This is a genomic window from Conexibacter woesei DSM 14684 (assembly GCF_000025265.1).
Taxonomy (GTDB): domain Bacteria; phylum Actinomycetota; class Thermoleophilia; order Solirubrobacterales; family Solirubrobacteraceae; genus Conexibacter; species Conexibacter woesei.
In genome coordinates, this window is the sequence record NC_013739.1 from 3,522,947 (window position 1) to 3,538,693 (window position 15,747).

The 15,747-nt window shown below is 73.5% G+C and carries 15 protein-coding genes; 7 read left to right on the forward strand and 8 right to left on the reverse strand.

Annotation, left to right across the window (positions count from 1 at the left end; translation table 11 throughout):
• The first annotated feature begins 18 nt into the window (after positions 1-18).
• Complete coding sequence (locus tag CWOE_RS16555) at positions 19-1,221, forward strand: UDP-N-acetylmuramate dehydrogenase (RefSeq protein WP_236262110.1); 1,203 nt, start codon at positions 19-21, stop codon at positions 1,219-1,221.
• Between the two features lie 19 nt (positions 1,222-1,240).
• Here the strand turns inward: CWOE_RS16555 and CWOE_RS16560 are convergent, their stop codons facing one another.
• Positions 1,241-2,251, reverse strand: coding sequence for an NADP-dependent oxidoreductase (locus CWOE_RS16560; protein ID WP_012934786.1), 1,011 nt, complete (start codon positions 2,249-2,251; stop codon positions 1,241-1,243).
• Positions 2,252-2,375: 124 nt separating this feature from the next.
• On the opposite strand from CWOE_RS16560, the gene CWOE_RS16565 reads away from it, so the two are divergent.
• Entirely contained in the window at positions 2,376-3,581 is a 1,206-nt protein-coding gene (locus tag CWOE_RS16565) for a S8 family peptidase (RefSeq protein WP_012934787.1), read from the forward strand.
• On the opposite strand, the gene CWOE_RS16570 is transcribed toward CWOE_RS16565, so the two are convergent.
• On the reverse strand, positions 3,570-4,244 hold the full coding sequence (locus tag CWOE_RS16570) for an HAD-IA family hydrolase (protein WP_012934788.1): 675 nt from the start codon (positions 4,242-4,244) through the stop codon (positions 3,570-3,572). The two genes, CWOE_RS16565 and CWOE_RS16570, sit on opposite strands and share 12 nt — an antisense overlap.
• A gap of 32 nt (positions 4,245-4,276) precedes the next feature.
• On the opposite strand from CWOE_RS16570, the gene CWOE_RS16575 reads away from it, so the two are divergent.
• On the forward strand, positions 4,277-4,666 hold the full coding sequence (locus CWOE_RS16575; protein WP_012934789.1) for an MmcQ/YjbR family DNA-binding protein: 390 nt from the start codon (positions 4,277-4,279) through the stop codon (positions 4,664-4,666).
• Here CWOE_RS16575 and CWOE_RS16580 read toward each other — a convergent pair.
• Entirely contained in the window at positions 4,573-5,646 is a 1,074-nt protein-coding gene (locus CWOE_RS16580; RefSeq protein ID WP_012934790.1) for an LLM class flavin-dependent oxidoreductase, read from the reverse strand. The two genes, CWOE_RS16575 and CWOE_RS16580, sit on opposite strands and share 94 nt — an antisense overlap.
• A 49-nt stretch (positions 5,647-5,695) precedes the next feature.
• Positions 5,696-6,229 carry a hypothetical protein gene (locus CWOE_RS16585; RefSeq protein ID WP_012934791.1) on the reverse strand — a complete coding sequence of 178 codons (534 nt, stop codon included), beginning with the start codon at positions 6,227-6,229 and terminating at the stop codon, positions 5,696-5,698.
• A gap of 132 nt (positions 6,230-6,361) precedes the next feature.
• Here CWOE_RS16585 and CWOE_RS16590 point away from each other — a divergent pair, with 132 nt between their 5' ends.
• From CWOE_RS16590 to CWOE_RS16605, 4 genes are read left to right on the forward strand one after another with little or no spacing between them, the layout of a single operon-like run.
• A complete protein-coding gene (locus CWOE_RS16590) occupies positions 6,362-6,724 on the forward strand; it encodes a YciI family protein (protein WP_012934792.1) in 363 nt (120 codons plus the stop codon).
• A 2-nt stretch (positions 6,725-6,726) separates the two neighbouring features.
• Positions 6,727-7,965 carry an RNA polymerase sigma factor gene (locus CWOE_RS16595; RefSeq protein ID WP_012934793.1) on the forward strand — a complete coding sequence of 413 codons (1,239 nt, stop codon included), beginning with the start codon at positions 6,727-6,729 and terminating at the stop codon, positions 7,963-7,965.
• A gap of 41 nt (positions 7,966-8,006) precedes the next feature.
• Entirely contained in the window at positions 8,007-9,131 is a 1,125-nt protein-coding gene (locus CWOE_RS16600) for a SpoIID/LytB domain-containing protein (protein ID WP_148261047.1), read from the forward strand.
• 45 nt (positions 9,132-9,176) lie between these two features.
• Positions 9,177-9,854 (forward strand): TIGR00266 family protein, encoded by a 678-nt coding sequence (locus CWOE_RS16605; RefSeq protein WP_012934795.1) that lies wholly within the window; start codon positions 9,177-9,179, stop codon positions 9,852-9,854.
• A gap of 9 nt (positions 9,855-9,863) precedes the next feature.
• Here the strand turns inward: CWOE_RS16605 and CWOE_RS16610 are convergent, their stop codons facing one another.
• The 4 genes from CWOE_RS16610 to CWOE_RS16625 form a co-directional block, all read right to left on the reverse strand.
• On the reverse strand, positions 9,864-12,671 hold the full coding sequence (locus CWOE_RS16610; RefSeq protein ID WP_012934796.1) for a putative Ig domain-containing protein: 2,808 nt from the start codon (positions 12,669-12,671) through the stop codon (positions 9,864-9,866).
• A gap of 88 nt (positions 12,672-12,759) precedes the next feature.
• The gene (locus CWOE_RS16615) at positions 12,760-13,605 is read right to left on the reverse strand and encodes an ABC transporter permease (RefSeq protein WP_012934797.1); all 846 of its coding nucleotides are present in this window, start codon (positions 13,603-13,605) and stop codon (positions 12,760-12,762) included.
• Positions 13,602-14,600 (reverse strand): daunorubicin resistance protein DrrA family ABC transporter ATP-binding protein, encoded by a 999-nt coding sequence (locus CWOE_RS16620; RefSeq protein ID WP_012934798.1) that lies wholly within the window; start codon positions 14,598-14,600, stop codon positions 13,602-13,604. Before CWOE_RS16620 ends, CWOE_RS16615 begins: the two co-directional genes overlap by 4 nt.
• A 146-nt stretch (positions 14,601-14,746) precedes the next feature.
• The gene (locus CWOE_RS16625) at positions 14,747-15,673 is read right to left on the reverse strand and encodes an NADP-dependent oxidoreductase (protein ID WP_012934799.1); all 927 of its coding nucleotides are present in this window, start codon (positions 15,671-15,673) and stop codon (positions 14,747-14,749) included.
• Positions 15,674-15,747 lie beyond the last annotated feature (74 nt).

Genomic DNA, 15,747 nt, shown 5'->3' on the forward strand with positions numbered 1-15,747 from the left:
GCAGGTATCGTCGGCTCGGTGACCCCTCCGTCCCGCCTCGATCGTGTCGTGACGCCGCTCGCCCCGCTCACGACGCTGCAGCTCGGCGGACCGGCGCGCCGGCTCGTCACCGCCAGCTCCGAGGACGAGCTGGTCGCGCTCGTGCGCGAGCTGGACGCCGCCCGCGAGCCGCTGCTGCTGCTCGCCGGCGGCAGCAACGTCGTGATCGCCGACGACGGCTTCGACGGCACCGCCGTGCACGTCCGCACGCGCGGCATCGAGCGCGAGGGCGACACGCTCACCGTCGCGGCCGGCGAGGAGTGGGACGGGGTCGTCGCGCACGCCGTCGCCGAGGGCCTGGCGGGGATCGAGGCGCTGTCCGGGATCCCCGGGTCGACCGGCGCGACGCCGATCCAGAACGTCGGCGCCTACGGGCAGGACGTCAGCCAGACGATCGTCTCGGTGCGCGTGCTCGACCGTCGCAGCGGCGCGATCGAGGAGCTCGCCGCCGCCGACTGCGGCTTCCGCTACCGCACCAGCGCGTTCAAGGGCAGCGACGAACGGGTGGTGCTGGCCGTGCGGTTCGCGCTGCGCAGCGCGGCGGCCGGGCGCGGCGCGGGCGGGAGCGGCGCGGGCGGGAGCGGCGCGGGCGGGAGCGGCGCGGGCGGGAGCGGCGGCGCGGGCGGCAGGAGCGGCGTACTCGGCGAGCCGGTCGCCTACGGCGAGCTGGCGCGGACGCTCGGGATCGCGGTCGGCGAGCGGGCGCCGCTGGGCGACGTGCGGGCGGCGGTGCTGGAGCTGCGGCGGGGGAAAGGGATGGTCGTCGACCCGGCCGATCCCGACTCGGTCAGCGCCGGCTCGTTCTTCACCAACCCGATCCTGACAGCGAGCGAGTACGCCGCGCTGGAGGCGCGCGCGGAGGGCGCGGCGAAGGCGGCGGGCGGAGCTGGCGCGGCGCCCGCGGGAGACGCGGACGGCGCGGCGAGACCGCCCGCCTTCCCCGAGCCCGGCGGTCGCGTCAAGACGTCCGCCGCATGGCTGATCCAGCACGCCGGCTTCGAGCGTGGCCGCACGCGCGGCAACGTCGCGATCTCCTCCAAGCACACGCTCGCGCTCGTCAACCGCGGCGGCGCGAGCACCCGCGAGCTGGTCGCCTTCGCGCGCGAGATCGCCGCCGGCGTGGACGAGCGCTTCGGTGTCCGGCTCGTGCCGGAGCCGGTCTTCGTCGGCCACGCCTGGTGAGCCGCCGCGCGGCGGCGGCTCAGTCGCCGATCCGCACGAGCATCTTGCCCGTGTTCGCGCCGCGCAGCAGGGCGATGAACGCCTGCGGCGCGTTCTCCAGCCCGTCGACGACCGTCTCGCGGTATCTCAGCGTCCCGTCCGCGAGCCAGCGGCCGACGTCCGCGAGGAATCTTTCGCGCAGGTGGAAGTGGTCCATGACCAGCATCCCCTGGATTCTCCCGCGCGTCTGCACCAGCCGGCTGAGGTTGCGCGGGCCGGGCGGCGCCGACGTCGCGTTGTAAATCGAGATCGCGCCGCAGACCGCGATCCGGCCGCGCAGCCGCAGCGCGCCGAGTGCCGCCTCCAGCTGCTCGCCGCCGACGTTGTCGAAGAAGACGTCGACGCCGTCGGGCGCCTGCTCGCGCAGCTGCTCGAAGACGCCGCCCTGCTTGTAGTCGATCGCCGCGTCGAAGCCGAGCTGCTCGACGACGTGGCGGCACTTCTCCGGCCCGCCGGCGCTGCCGATCACGCGCGCGGCGCCGAGGTGGCGCGCGATCTGCCCGGCGGCGCTGCCGACCGCCCCGGCCGCCGCCGAGATCCAGACGACGTCGCCCGCTCTCACTGGCGCGACCTCGACCAGCCCGGCGTACGCGGTCAGACCCGGTATCCCGAGGACGCCCAGGAACGCCTGTTCGGGCGCACGGCTCGTGTCGAGCTTCTGCACGCCCTTGGACGGCGTCAGCGCGAGATCGCGCCAGCCGAGCCCATGCAGGACGACGTCGCCGGGCGCGAACGACGCGTCGCCCGACGCGACGACCTCGCCGACCGCGCCGCCGTCGAGCACCGCGCCGACCTCGTACGGGGCGACGTAGGAGGGGCGGTCGCTCATCCGCCCGCGCATGTACGGGTCGACGCTCATCCAGCGGTTGCGCACGAGCAGCTGCCCGTCGCCCGGGTCCGGCAGCTCTCTGCTCGCCAGCTCGAACGTGGCGGGCGTCGGCTCCCCGTGCGGGCGTTCGGTGAGGCGGATCTCGCGGCTGGCGACAGGCACTTCGAACCTCCTTCTAGGAATTCGTCGACCCAACCCTATGGGTGCCAGAGCGACAGGAAGGTGGCGCGACCGCCGGTCGCCTGAAATCATGAAAACAAGAGCGTCGTCTGACCGGGGAGCCAAGATGAGCAGCGACATCCAGCGCGTCGTCGTGCTGCGCGACGAGCAGCGGACACGACCGACGAGCCCGTTCGGCTCCGGCGTCCGCGGCGGCTTCGGCTTCGGCGGCGCCGCCGCCCCGCCCGAGCCGCGCATAGAGGTCGAGGAGGTCGACGCCGCCGGCCGCGCCGAGCTGCTGCGCGATCCGGGCGTGGCGGCGGTCACGCCGGAGATGCCGACGCGGCTGGTGCAGCCGCTGGAGGCGCCCGAGGCCGAGGCGGCGGCGACCGCGACCGCCTGGGGCGTCGGCGCGGTCGGCGCCGACAGATCCCAGTTCACCGGCAGAGGGGTCGTCGTCTCCGTCCTCGACACCGGCATCGACGCCGCCCACGAGGCGTTCAGAGGCGTCACGATCGTCCAGCGCGACTTCAGCGGCGACGGCGACGGCGACAGACAGGGCCACGGAACCCACTGCGCCGGCACGGTCTTCGGGCGCACCGTCGGCGGCGAGCGGATCGGGATCGGCACGGGCGTCACGAAGGCGCTGGTGGGCAAGGTGCTGGGCGACGACGGCCGAGGCTCGTCCGGGATGGCCTTCAAGGGCATCAGATGGGCGGCCGACGAGGGCGCGCAGGTGATCTCGATGTCGCTCGGCTTCGACTTCGCCGGCCTCGCGAGAGAGCTGATCGACAGAGGCTGGCCGCCGGACCTCGCGACCTCGCGCGCGCTCGAGGGCTACCGCGGGAACCTGCGGATGTTCGACACGCTGATGGACATGCTGCGCGCGAGCGAGGCGTTCGGGCCGGGGACGGTGCTCGTCGCCGCCGCCGGCAACGAGAGCCGGCGCGACATCGACCCCAACTACGAGATCGCCGCGTCGCTGCCGGCCGCCGCGGACGGCGTCGTCTCGGTCGGCGCGCTCGGCCGCGGGAACGGCAGAGGGCTCTCGCTCGCGTTCTTCTCGAACACGCTGCCGCTCGTCTCCGGCCCGGGCGTCGACATCAGATCGGCGCGGACCGGCGGCGGGACGGAGGTGATGAGCGGCACGAGCATGGCGTGCCCACACGTCGCGGGCGTCGCCGCGCTGTGGTGGGAGGCCGCAATCACGCAGAGACTGCCGGCGACCGGGCGGACGGTCGTCTCGAAGCTGCTCGGGACCGCACGCACCGCGCCGATCGACCCGGCGGTCGACATCGCCGACCGCGGTACAGGGCTCGTGTCAGCGCCCTGACGGAGCCGCCGAGAGAACCGCGACGCCGTCCGGACCGGTCACGAAGCGCACGTGCGAGAGGTCCGGCACGGCGGCGTCGGCGTCGAGCGCGTCGAGCGCGTGCGTGCCGTCGACCGCGAGCGTCGTGCAGCCGGCGGCGCGCGCGGACGCCAGGCCCGCCGGCGCGTCCTCGACGGCGAGGCAGCGTTCGGGCGCGACGCCGAGTATCCGCGCGCCGGCGAGGAACGGCGCGGGATCGGGCTTGCCGCGCTCGACGTCGTCGATCGTGACGACGGCGGCGGGCGCGACGAGGCCCGCCGCGCCGCCGCGAGCGGCGGCGAGCGCGCGCGTGCAGGAGGTGACGATCGCGGCGCGGCCGGCGGGCAGCGAGGCGAGCGCGGCGGCGGTGCCGGGCCGCGGCACGATGCCGGCGACGTCGGTCACCTCGTAGTCGAGGATCCGCTGGAAGGCGGCTGCCGCGCGCTCGGGCGGCAGCAGCCGCGCGACGATCTCGGCGGCCGGCATGCCGTGGCTGCCGCGCAGCCGCTCGCGCGCGACACCTTCCTCGGCCGCCCAGCGGGTCCACGCGCGCTCGACCGACGCGGTCGAGTCGATCAGCGTGCCGTCGAGGTCGAACAGGACGGCGTCGAACGTGCGGCCGTCGAAGAGGGGAGCGAGGTGCATGGTCATCGGCTCGGCATCGTAGGGTTCAGCGGATGGACGGCGACGCCTTGAAGGCAATCTGCGAGTCGATGCCCGGCGCGAGCGAGGAGTTCCCGTTCAGCATCGGGACCTCGGTCTTCAAGGTCGGCGGGAAGATGTTCGCGCTGACTCGCCTCGACGACGAGCCGCTGCTGGTGAGCCTCAAGTGCGATCCGGATCTCGTCCCGCAGCTGCGCGCCGCGCACGCGGCGATCGGGCCGGCCAAGTACCTCAGCAAACGTCACTGGAACACGGTCACGCTCGACGGCTCGCTGCCCGACGAGATGGTCCGCGAGCTGATCGAGGACTCCTACGATCTCGTCGTCTCAGCGCTGCCGAGAGCGAAGCGCGCCGCGCTCGGCTGGCCCGGCGACGCGCCGGCCAGCTCCGCCAGCAGCTCGTAGCTGCGCACGCGGGCGGCGTGGTCGAAGATCGCCGAGACGACCATCAGCTCGTCGACGCCAGTCGCGGCGGCGAACCGCTCCAGGCCCGCTCTGACGGTCGCGGGGGAGCCGACGACGGCGTACTTGAGCATGTGCTCCGCCTGCGCCTTCTCCAGCGGAGACCAGAACTGCTCGATGTCGTCGACCGGCGCCGGGTACTTGCCCGGCCGGCCCCGCCGCAGGTTGGCGAACGACTGCTGGATCGAGGTGAAGAGGCGGCGCGCCTCGGCGTCGCTGTCGGCGACGACGACGTTGATCCCGGCCATCGCGTGCGGTCTGCCGAGCTGTCTCGACGGCTCGAAGCCGGTGCGGTAGGCGGCCAGCGCCGCCTCCAGCGCGTCGGGCGCGAAGTGCGAGGCGAACGCGTAGGGGAGGCCGAGCAGCGCGGCGAGCTGTGCGCCGAACGTGCTCGATCCGAGGATCCACAGCGGGACCTCGGTGCCGCCGCCCGGGACGGCCTGGACCGCCTGACCTGGCTCGACCGGCGCGAGGAACGCCTGCAGCTCCTGGACCTCGCGCGGGAAGCTCTGCGCCCGCTCCGGGTCGGTCCGCAGCGCGCGGACGGTCAGCTGGTCGGTGCCGGGCGCGCGGCCGAGGCCGAGGTCGATCCGGCCGGGATAGAGCGCCTCCAGCGTGCCGAACTGCTCGGCGACCTGGAGCGGCGAGTGGTTGGGCAGCATGATCCCGCCGGCGCCGACGCGGATCGTCGACGTGCCCTGCGCGAGGTAGCCGATCACGACCGAGGTCGCGGCGCTCGCGATCCCCGGCATGTTGTGGTGCTCGGCGACCCAGTAGCGGCGGTAGCCGAGCCGTTCGGCGTGGCGGGCGAGGTCGAGGCTCGCGTGGAGCGCCTCGCGCGGCTCGGAGCCGGTCGTGACGGGGACGAGGTCGAGGACCGAGAGCGGTGGGATCGCGGCGTCTGCTGAGTGTTCGACGGACATCGAACACAGAGGGTAGCGGGCCGGCGCGCGGGCGCGCCGGCCACGGCCGTTACTCGCAGGTCGGCACGTACGGGATGCCGAGCGTCGCGAGCGGGTGTCTCGCGCTCGCTCTGCCTCTCGCGAACCCGCCGATCACCTGTCTGCCTCTCTGCTTCACCGTGACGAACGTGCCGCCGAAGGTGTCGACGAACTGCGCTCTGGCGGCGAAGCCGGCGTCTCTGTAGCTGTTCACCATCGCGGTCGCGGTCGTTCTCCCGGCGACGACGCCGGTCGCCGTGCGGACGCCTCTGGTGAACGACAGGTTGCGCAGCTTGCCGTTGTCGAACTCCGCGACGCCGACGACGCCCGACGGCGCTCTCGGCCCGCTGAGGCGGTACGTGATCGGGATCGGCGGACCGCCCAGCTCGCAGCCTCTGCCGCGTCTCGCGAGCCAGCCCGTGTCGAGCGCGGCGGTGCGCGTCATGCCGAGTCTGAGCGGCCCGATCCCGTCGAGCCGGAGCGTCGTCACTGCCTGCGCAGCGGGCGCGGCGGCGCAGGCGAGCGCGACGGCGGCGACGATGAGAAGAACGATGCGCTTGATCATGGTGCGACCGTACCAGCGGCATCCGACATCTGTTGGGTAATTTCCCGCATCCGGATGTCGAGCCGCCGGCCTCCGCTCCGACCTGCCCATGACAGGCGCCCAGCGGGGGCGCCTCACCACCAGGAGCCAGAGATGAAGTACATGCTGCTGATCTATGACAACGCCGACACACGCGAGGCGTTCTTCGGTGAGAGAGGCGACGAGCTGATGGCCGAGATCACCGCGATCATGAATGAGCTGACGGACTCCGGCGAGCTGATCGGCACGCAGGCGCTGGCCGATCCGTCGCAGTCGAAGTCGGTGCGGCCGCGCGACGGCGTCCCGGTGACCACCGACGGCCCGTTCGCGGAGGCGAAGGAGCACCTCGGCGGCTACCTGATGATCGAGACCGACCGGCCCGAGCGCGCGGTCGAGATCGCCGAGCGCTGGCCCAACTCGCGCTTCGGCGGCATGGAGATCCGACCGATCATGGAGTTCTCCGGCGAGGAGATGTGAGCGTGAGCGCGGACGCCGAGGAGCTGCTGCGCCAGCTCGCACCGCAGGTCCTCGGCGCGCTCGTCCGCCGCCACGGGCAGTTCGACCTCAGCGAGGAGGCGGTGCAGGAGGCGCTGCTGGCCGCCGCCGTCCAGTGGCCGCGCGACGGCCTGCCGGACAACCCGCGCGGATGGCTGCTGACCGTCGCCTCCCGCCGGCTGATCGACGAGCAGCGCGCCGAGGCGGCGCGGCGGCGGCGCGAGGAGACGGCCGCCGCGCAGGTCCCGCTCGACGAGACGCGCGCGCCAGGGCCCGGCGACGAGCAGCCGGTCGAGCACGACGACACGCTGACGCTGCTGTTCCTCTGCTGCCACCCGGCGCTCTCGCCGGCGTCGCAGATCGCGCTGACGCTGCGCGCGGTCGGCGGCCTCACGACCGCGCAGATCGCCAGCGCGTTCCTCGTCCCGGAGGCGACGATGGCGCAGCGGATCAGCCGCGCCAAGCAGAAGGTGAAGGCGACCGGCGCCCGCTTCGAGCTGCCGCCGGAGCCGGAGCGGGCCGCCGCGCTCGGAGCCGTCCTGCATGTCCTCTACCTGATCTTCAACGAGGGCTACACGACGACGTCCGGGCCGGACCTGCAGCGCACCGAGCTGACGCGCGAGGCGATCCGCCTGACGCGCGAGGTGCGGCGGCTGCTGCCCGACGACGGCGAGGTCGCCGGCCTGCTGGCGCTGATGCTGCTGACCGACGCGCGCCGGCCCGCGCGGACCGCGCCCGACGGCGCGCTCGTGCCGCTCGCCGACCAGGACCGCTCGCTGTGGAGCGAGACGGCGATCGCGGAGGGCGTCGCGCTCGTGACCGCGACGCTCCCGCGCGCGGCGATCGGGCCGTACCAATTGCAGGCGGCGATCGCGGCCGTGCACGACGAGGCGGCGACGGCGGAGGAGACCGACTGGCCGCAGATCCTCGCGCTCTACCGCCTGCTCGCGCACGTCGCGCCCGGCCCGATGGTGACGCTCAACGAGGCGGTCGCGCTCGCGATGGTGGAAGGGCCGCAAGCGGGGCTGGAGCTGCTGCGCACGCTCGACGACGACGACCGGATCGCCGGCCACCACCGCCTCGAGGCCGTCCGCGCGCACCTGTTGGAGATGGCCGGCGACCACGCCGCGGCACGCGAGCGCTACCGCGAGGCGGCCCGCCGCACGACGAGCCTGCCCGAGCAGCGCCACCTGGAGGGACGCGCGGCGCGGCTGGGGAGGTAACGGCGCCACAACTCCGGGCGCCGTCTGGTGTCATGGACGACATGCGTCGAACCGTCCGTCTCACCACGCTCGTCCTCTCGCTGCTCGCTCTCGGCGTCGCCGGCACGACCGCCGCGACCGCAAGCGCGCAGCAGCGGCTCGTCGTCACGGGCGCCGGCTTCGGCCACGGCGTCGGCATGAGCCAGTACGGCGCCTGGAACATGGCGATGAAGGGCGCCAAGCACGGCGCGATCCTCAAGCACTACTACCGCGGCACGCAGCTCGGCCGCACGCCGCGCTCCGCCGCGACCGTGCGCGTGCTGCTCGCGGAGCCGCTGACCGTCACCTTCTCCGGCGCGACCCGCGCGGGCGGCACGGTGGTGAGCGCCGGCACGACCTACAGCGCACGGATCGACGGCGGGACCGTCGTGGTCGACGGCGGCGGTCGCGAGGTGCGCGTCGCCGCGCCGGCGCGGATCAGCGGCCGCGGCCCGCTCCAGGTCGGCGTGCTCGGCCGCTACCGCGGCGCGCTGGAGCTGCGACCCGCGGAGGACGACGCGAGCGCGGTGCAGGTCGTCAACGCCGTCGGGCTGGAGGACTACGTGCGCGGCGTGCTCGCCGACGAGATGCCGGGCTCGTGGGCGATCGAGGCGCTGAAGGCGCAGGCCGTCGCCGCGCGCACCTACTCGATCACGACGAACAAGGACGGCCCCGGCTACGACCACTACGCCGACACGCGCTCGCAGATGTACGGCGGCGTCGCGGCCGAGAGCGCGCGCACCGACCTGGCTGTCGCTGCGACCCGCGAGCGCGTCGTGACGTACCGCGGCCGGCCGGTCGCGACGTACTTCATGGCCAGCTCGGGCGGCCGCACCGAGAGCGCGGCGAACGCGTTCGGCAGCGAGCCGCAGCCGTGGCTGGTCAGCGTCGCCGACCCGGCCGACCGCTTCGCTGCCAACCCGTACCGCAGCTGGACGCGGACGTTCACGCTCGCCGAGGCCGAGCGCCGGCTCGGCGACCTCGTGCAGGGCTCGCTGCGCGCGGTAGAGGTGACCGTGCGCGGCGACTCGCCGCGGGTCCTCAGAGCGCGCGTCGTCGGGACGGACGGCTCGACGACGACCGACGGCGCGACGCTGCGCGCGCGCCTGGACCTGCCCGACACGTGGGCGCGTTTCACGGTGCGGTAGCGCGGCGCGCGGGCGGCGGCGGGCGGCCTGCATAGGATCCGGCGCATGAACGTCACCACGCGCCACACTCCCAGCTTCGCCGTCGCCCGCTGCACGCTCGCCCCCGGCGAGACGATGAGAGCCGAGTCGGGCGCGATGATGGCCACCTCCGGCGGCGTCGGCGTCGAGGCGAAGATGCAGGGCGGCCTGATGAAGGGCCTCAAGCGCAGCATGCTCGGCGGTGAGTCGCTGTTCGTCACGACGTTCACGGCACCGTCGGAGGGTGGCTGGGTCGACTGCGCCGCGAACCTGCCGGGCGACGTCGCGGTGCTGGAGATCGCCGACGCGCTCAACATCTCGCGCGGCGCCTGGCTCTGCTCCTCCGCCGGCGTCGAGCTGGACACGAAGTGGGGCGGCTTCAAGAACCTGATGGGCGGCGAGGGCGGCTTCCTGATCCACGCGACCGGCTCCGGCCACGCCGTCGTCGCCTGTTACGGCGCGCTCGACACGGTCGAGCTGAGCGCCGGCGAGGCGCTCGTGATCGACTCCGGCCACGTCGTCGCGTTCGACCCCTCCGTCCAGTTCACGACGCGGAAGGTGACGAAGGGCATGATGGCGACGCTCAAGAGCGGCGAGGGCCTGGTGATGGAGTTCACCGGCCCCGGCCGCGTCCTGACGCAGTCGCGCAACCCCGGCGCGCTGATCAGCTGGCTGACGACCGTGCTGCCGTTCAGCCGCGCCTGATCAGCCCGCTCAACGGCCGCGCTTGCGCGCGGCGGCCTTCCAGCCCGACACGTTGCCCGCGACGTCCGTGACGCGGACGTAGAGTCTCCCGCGCCCGCTCGGGACCCGCAGTTGCGCGCTCGCGGCCCGTCTGCCCTTGTGGTTGGCGGGCGCGAGCTGCTTTGTCGCGATCGGTCTGCCGCCTCTGCGCGTCGCCACCTCGACCCGTCGCAGGCCCGAGTTGTCGTCCTTGACCGAGACGCGCAGCGTCGCCTTCTTCGCGCGGCTTCTGCCGCGCCTCCGGGCGGAAGCGGTCGCCGGGCTGCCGGCAGCCGCCGCGAGCGCGGCGGAGACGACCTGCGGCGAACGCTGGTCGAGGATGATGTCGTCGGTGTACGTCTCGCGACCGGACTCGCCGCCGCGGAAGCGCAGGTAGACGATCTTCGGCAGCCGTTCCGGCCCTGAGGACGCGAGTCGCCACGGCACGCGTGCGACGAGGCCCAGCTCACGCGTGCTGCCAGCGGCGCCGAAGCCGCCGTCGTTGGAGATCAGGGCGGTGTCTGCGAGCCGCGGCCAGACGAGCGAGATCGTCACGTTCGGATCGTTCGTCGCGATCGCGCCGTCGTTGACCGAGACGCCCAGCTCGCCGGCCGGCGGGGCCGGCGACACGTGCAGCGACGCGCTCGTCTCGGCGACGCTGCCGCCCGCGTCGGTAACGCGCACGGCGACGCGACGGTCGCCGATCGACGGATACGAGATCACCCGGCGCGGGTCCCTGCCAGCGTCGATCTCGTAGCGGCCGTCGCCGTCGAGGTCGAACTCGTAGCGGACGATCGGGCCGTTGGGGTCGCTGGAGCTGCTGGCGTCGAGTCCGACCGGCTCGCCGGTGTGGACCGCGCCCCGCGTCAGCGCCAGCCGTGCCGTCGGCGGGTCCACGACAGTCAGCTCGGCCGCGGCCGTACGCCGGACGTGCCCGTCGCGCGCCGTCGTCTCGACGTGCCAGCGGTGGGCGCCGTCGGCGATCGGCGACGGCGCGGCCAACTCGCAGCGCTCACCGCAGCGCTCGGCCGCCAGTGTCGCGTACGCCGCACCGTCGAGCATGAGCGTGTACGCAGTGACGGGCTCGCTGTCGTCGGGCGCCGAGGCGCGCGACCATGCGAACAGCGGGCGCGACGCGGTCGTCGCCGCGGTCGCAGGCGCGAGCGTCGCGTACGACGGATCGTCGATCCGGATCGAGATCGTCCGCGAGGTGGTGCCGAGGCGGTCTCTGCCGGTGACCGTGTACGGCCTCGCCGCCGTCGCCTGCCGCGGCGTGCCTGCGATCGTGCCGGAGGCCGGATCGAGCGTGAGACCGTCCGGAAGGGCTGGGGCAACCGAGTATGAGAGCGGCGACGCGCGCCGCTGCTCCATCGGCGCGACCGGAGCGATCGCGCCGCCCGCGGCGTAGGCGAGCGGTCCCGCCAGCTCGAACGACGGCGCGGGGGGCGTGAACAGGCGGACCGAGCCCGCCCCGGCACGACCGAGCGGACTGTCGAGGAAGTACGCGGCGAAGAGCCGTGGCCCGGCTCCGAAGTCACTCGTCGTGCCGACACCGGCGGTCCGTCCACCGAGCAGGATGCCGGCGTCGAGCAGGTTGCCGGCGTCCACGGGCGCAGAGCTCGCCTTGCCGAAGATGATCATGCCGCCGGATCCGAACGAGGAGCTGTCCGCGAGGTCGTCGAGCCCATCGCGGTCGACGTCACCGACACCCTTCAGCACTCCGTCGACGCGATCGATGCGAAAGCCCGCCGAGCCGAGCGCCGCGAACGACAGAGGGCTGGTAGCGGCGCGGCCGAACACGACGAAGGCGCGGCCGTTGTTGTAGTCGCTGACGGCGATGTCGGCCCTGCCGTCGCCGTTGACGTCCCCGGCACGTCCGACCCCGGCGAGGTCGGTGCCCGTGAGGGAGAACCCGCCGCCGCCGAGTGCGTCGAGGTCGACGGGGTCGAGGTCTCTCTTGCCGAAGCTGACCCACGTGCGGCCGCTCGCGCACGAACCGCCGCCGCAGGCCCCGCTGAAGGCGAGGTCCTCGAGGCCGTCGCCGTTGACGTCGCCGACGCCGCTGACGGCGTCGATGCCGGGAACGGCAGGCGCTTCGATGCGGTAGCCGCCGGCTCCGATCGCGCCGAGGTCGACCGGCGTCGTGGTCGCCTTGCCGAACAGGAGCGTCGCGCGATCGGGGTTCGACTCGTGCACCAGCAGCTCGTCGCGCTCGTCGCCGTCGAGGTCGCGGACCGAGCTGGCGCTGCCCGCGAACGCCTGGGCGCCCCGCCCGTATACCTCGTAGCCTCGCTCGCCGAGGACGTCGAGATCGACGGTCGTCGTGGCGTCCGCGCCGTCCGCGCCGAAGACCACGAACACGCGTCCCGCCCGCGTCCGGGACGGGGTCGAGGCGAACGCGGCGGAGACCAGAACGTCGTCGAGTCTGTCGCCGTTGACGTCTCCGCCTGGCACCGCCGAGAACGACCACGCCGCGTCGTCGGGCCCGTCGATCGCGAATCCACGGGTGCCGAGCGCGGCAAGATCGACCGGCGCGTCCGTGCCGTCGCCGAAGACCACGTATGCGCGCGCCGACATCGGTCGAGCCCCGTCGATGACCGAGTAGGAGAGCACGAGGTCCTCGCGCCCGTCGCCGTTGACGTCGCCTGCGGCGGTGGCCTGCCAGAGCCCGTCGCCGGCATGTTCGCCCGCAAGGAAGGCGGGGGACGTGGTGCCGGGAGCGATGCTCGGCTCGACGGCGAGCGCGGTCGCGCTGCAGCCCAACAGCAGCGCGACGGCGAGGGCGAGAGATTGGCGCATGGCCGCTAGGGTACTTTCGCGTCGTGCCGGCCGCGCCGCCGGCACGAGCAACGGTGCGCGGCGACCCGTCCGGCCGCCGCGGCCCCGCTCAGCCCGCCTTGCGGTAGAGGCGCGTGGTGAGCGGCACGAAGACCGCCGTCAGCACCGCCGCCTCTGCCAGCACCAGGCCGACGTCGCCCGCGTCGCCGGCGTCGCCCATCAGACCGCGCACGGCGGTGACGAGGTGCGTGACCGGGTTGACGTCGACGAACGCCTCCAGCACGCTCGGCAGCGTCGAGGGCGCGACGAAGATGTTGCTGAGGAAGACGAGCGGGAAGAGCGCCATGAAGCCGGTGTTCATGACCGCGCTCGGGGAGCGCATCAACAGCCCGACGGTCATGAAGACCCAGGCGAGCCCGAACGCGAACACGAGCACCAGCGCGATTGCCGCCACGACGCCGAGCGCGCTGTCGGGCCGGAAGCCGAGGATCAGGCCGACGATCAGCACGACCGTGCCCGCGATCAGGTACCGCACGCTGTCGCCGAGCACCGAGCCGACGAGCGGCGCGGGGCGCCACAGCGGCAGCGAACGGAAGCGGTCGACGACGCCTCTCGTCATGTCGGTGTTGAGCGCGACGCCCGAGTAGACGGTCGTGAACAGCACCGACTGGACGAGGATGCCGGGCAATATGAACTGCAGGTACTCCGAGGTCGATCCGGCGATCGCGCCGCCGAACATGTAGGTGAACATCACGGTGAAGAGGACCGGCGTGAGCGTCGCGTCGATCAGCTGCTCGGGCACGTGCCGGATCTTCAGCATCCCGCGCCAGCCGAACGCGCGGCAGGCCGCGAGCGCGCTCGCGCGCGGCGGGCGGGGGCCGGAGGCGATCGCCTTGCGGAGCGCTTCGTGATCGGCGAGCGCCGCGCCGGTGTCGGTCGTCGGTGTCGTGCTCATGCCGCCTGCTCCTGCTCGGTCGTGGGGTCGGGTGCGGTGCCGTCGTCGCCGTCCGCCGGTCGCCCGGTCAGCGCGAGGAAGACCTCGTCGAGGCTCGGCTGGCCGAGCGAGAAGCCGGCGACCGCGACGCCGGAGCGCGACAGCTCGCCGATCGCGTCGGCGGCCGCCTCCGCGTCGCCGCAGGGAGCCGACAGCGCGGCGGGCTCGGGCTCGAGATGGGAGGAGCCGAAGCGCTGCGCGAGCACGCGCTCGGCGTCGCCGCGCTGGGCGGGGTCGAGCAGCCGCACGTGCAGCGAGCCGGCGCCGACCGACGCCTTCAGCTGCGCCGGCGTGCCCTCGGCGATCACTCTGCCGTGGTCGATCACGGCGATCCCGGCCGCGAGCTGGTCGGCCTCTTCGAGGTACTGCGTGCAGAGCAGGATCGTCGTGCCCTCGGCGACGAGCAGCCGGACGATCTCCCAGACCTGGTTGCGCGAGCGCGGGTCGAGGCCGGTCGTCGGCTCGTCGAGGAACAGCAGCTGCGGCGTGACGACGATGCTGGCGGCGATGTCGAGCCGCCGGCGCATGCCGCCGGAGTAGTTCTTCACGAGCTTGCCTGCCGCCTCGCTGAGGCCGAACGCGTCGAGCAGCTGGTCGGCGCGGTCGTGCGACTGGGTGCGGCCGAAGCCGAGCAGCCGCGCGAGCAGGATGATGTTCTCGCGGCCGGTCAGCTCCTCGTCGACGGACGCGAGCTGGCCGGTCAGGCTGACCGCGCTGCGGACCGCGTCGGCGTCGCGCACGACGTCGTGGCCGAGCACCTGGGCTCTGCCCTCGTCGGGCGCGAGCAGCGTGGCGAGCATGCGGATGGTGGTGGTCTTGCCCGCGCCGTTGGGCCCGAGGACGCCGTAGACGGAGCCGGTCGGCACCGCCAGGTCGACGCCGTCGACGGCCCGTTGCGTCCCGAAGGTCTTGACGAGGCCGCTGGCCTCGATCGCGAGTGTGGAGTTCGCCGTCATCGGTCTCTTTCGTGGGTTGATCAGTCGCTGCGCGGGGCCTGATGACGATTCTCTCGCTTCAAGTGCGCTTGAAGTCAAGCGAGTCGTCCTCGCGTGCTTGTCGTGGTCTAAGACCGGCGGGCACGCGAGAACTCATCGCTGGAACGTCACGGCAGCAGCACGATCTTTCCACGGGTGTGACGGTGCGCCAACTCCTGGTACGCCGAACGGACCTGCTCCAACGGGTAGGTACGGGCGATCGGGATCTCGATGCTGCCGTCGGCGACGAGCCCGGCGACCTCGGCGAGCAGGGCGGCGGAGCCGACCTCGCTGCTGCCCTGCCACTGGATCCCCAGCCGCTCGACGGCGGGGTGGTCGATCACCGTGCTGACGCGGCCGGGAGCGACGCCGAGCGCGATCGCGAGGTCGGCGTAGCCGTCGCCGAAGGCATCGACGAACGCATCGACGCGGCCGCCGCCGGCCGCCGCGCGGATCCGCTCCTCCTGCCCCTCCCCGTAGGCGACCGGGATCACGTCGCGCGAGCGCAGCCAGTCGTGGTTGTGCTCGCTCGCGAGGCCGATCGCGGTCGCGCCCGTCAGCCGCGCGAGCTGGACCGCGACCGAGCCGACACCGCCCGCCGCACCCGCGACGACGACCGTCTCGCCGGGCTGCGGCGCGACGCCCCGCACGGCCGCATAGCCCGCCAGCGGCGCGACGAACAGCGAGCCGGCGACCTCCCACGAGACGGCGTCCGGCTTCGCCGTCAGCTGCGTCGCCGGCACCGCGACCAGCTCGGCGTGGCTGGCGCGCGCGTCGGTCCAGCCGAGCACCGCGTCGCCGACCGAGAAGCCGCTCTCGACGGTGCCTTCGCCGAGCCGCTCGACGGTCCCCGCAAGGTCGCTGCCCTCGCCGGACGGGAACGTCGCCGGCCAGCGATCCGCGAAGACGCCCGCGCGGATCGCGATCTCGCCGGGGTTGATCGCCGCGGCGCGGACCCGCACCAGCACCTCCCCGAGAGCGGGCGAGGGATCGTCGACCGCTCGCACCTCCAGGACGTCGACGTCGCCGTAGCGGTCGAATCGCACTGCCTTCATCGGACTGCCTCCTTCGCGGGCTGGACGTTGCCGCCTCATCGTGCGACGGCCGGCCGCGACCGCTACCTGCCCGC

Coding starts and splice junctions, on each gene's coding strand:
- CWOE_RS16615 (WP_012934797.1), bottom strand. CDS start 13,605: ATGAGCACGACACCGACGACCGACACCGGCGCGGCGCTCGCCGATCAC.
- CWOE_RS16605 (WP_012934795.1), top strand. CDS start 9,177: ATGAACGTCACCACGCGCCACACTCCCAGCTTCGCCGTCGCCCGCTGC.
- CWOE_RS16590 (WP_012934792.1), top strand. CDS start 6,362: ATGAAGTACATGCTGCTGATCTATGACAACGCCGACACACGCGAGGCG.
- CWOE_RS16610 (WP_012934796.1), bottom strand. CDS start 12,671: ATGCGCCAATCTCTCGCCCTCGCCGTCGCGCTGCTGTTGGGCTGCAGC.
- CWOE_RS16600 (WP_148261047.1), top strand. CDS start 8,007: ATGCGTCGAACCGTCCGTCTCACCACGCTCGTCCTCTCGCTGCTCGCT.
- CWOE_RS16585 (WP_012934791.1), bottom strand. CDS start 6,229: ATGATCAAGCGCATCGTTCTTCTCATCGTCGCCGCCGTCGCGCTCGCC.
- CWOE_RS16565 (WP_012934787.1), top strand. CDS start 2,376: ATGAGCAGCGACATCCAGCGCGTCGTCGTGCTGCGCGACGAGCAGCGG.
- CWOE_RS16620 (WP_012934798.1), bottom strand. CDS start 14,600: ATGACGGCGAACTCCACACTCGCGATCGAGGCCAGCGGCCTCGTCAAG.
- CWOE_RS16580 (WP_012934790.1), bottom strand. CDS start 5,646: ATGTCCGTCGAACACTCAGCAGACGCCGCGATCCCACCGCTCTCGGTC.
- CWOE_RS16625 (WP_012934799.1), bottom strand. CDS start 15,673: ATGAAGGCAGTGCGATTCGACCGCTACGGCGACGTCGACGTCCTGGAG.
- CWOE_RS16570 (WP_012934788.1), bottom strand. CDS start 4,244: ATGCACCTCGCTCCCCTCTTCGACGGCCGCACGTTCGACGCCGTCCTG.
- CWOE_RS16575 (WP_012934789.1), top strand. CDS start 4,277: ATGGACGGCGACGCCTTGAAGGCAATCTGCGAGTCGATGCCCGGCGCG.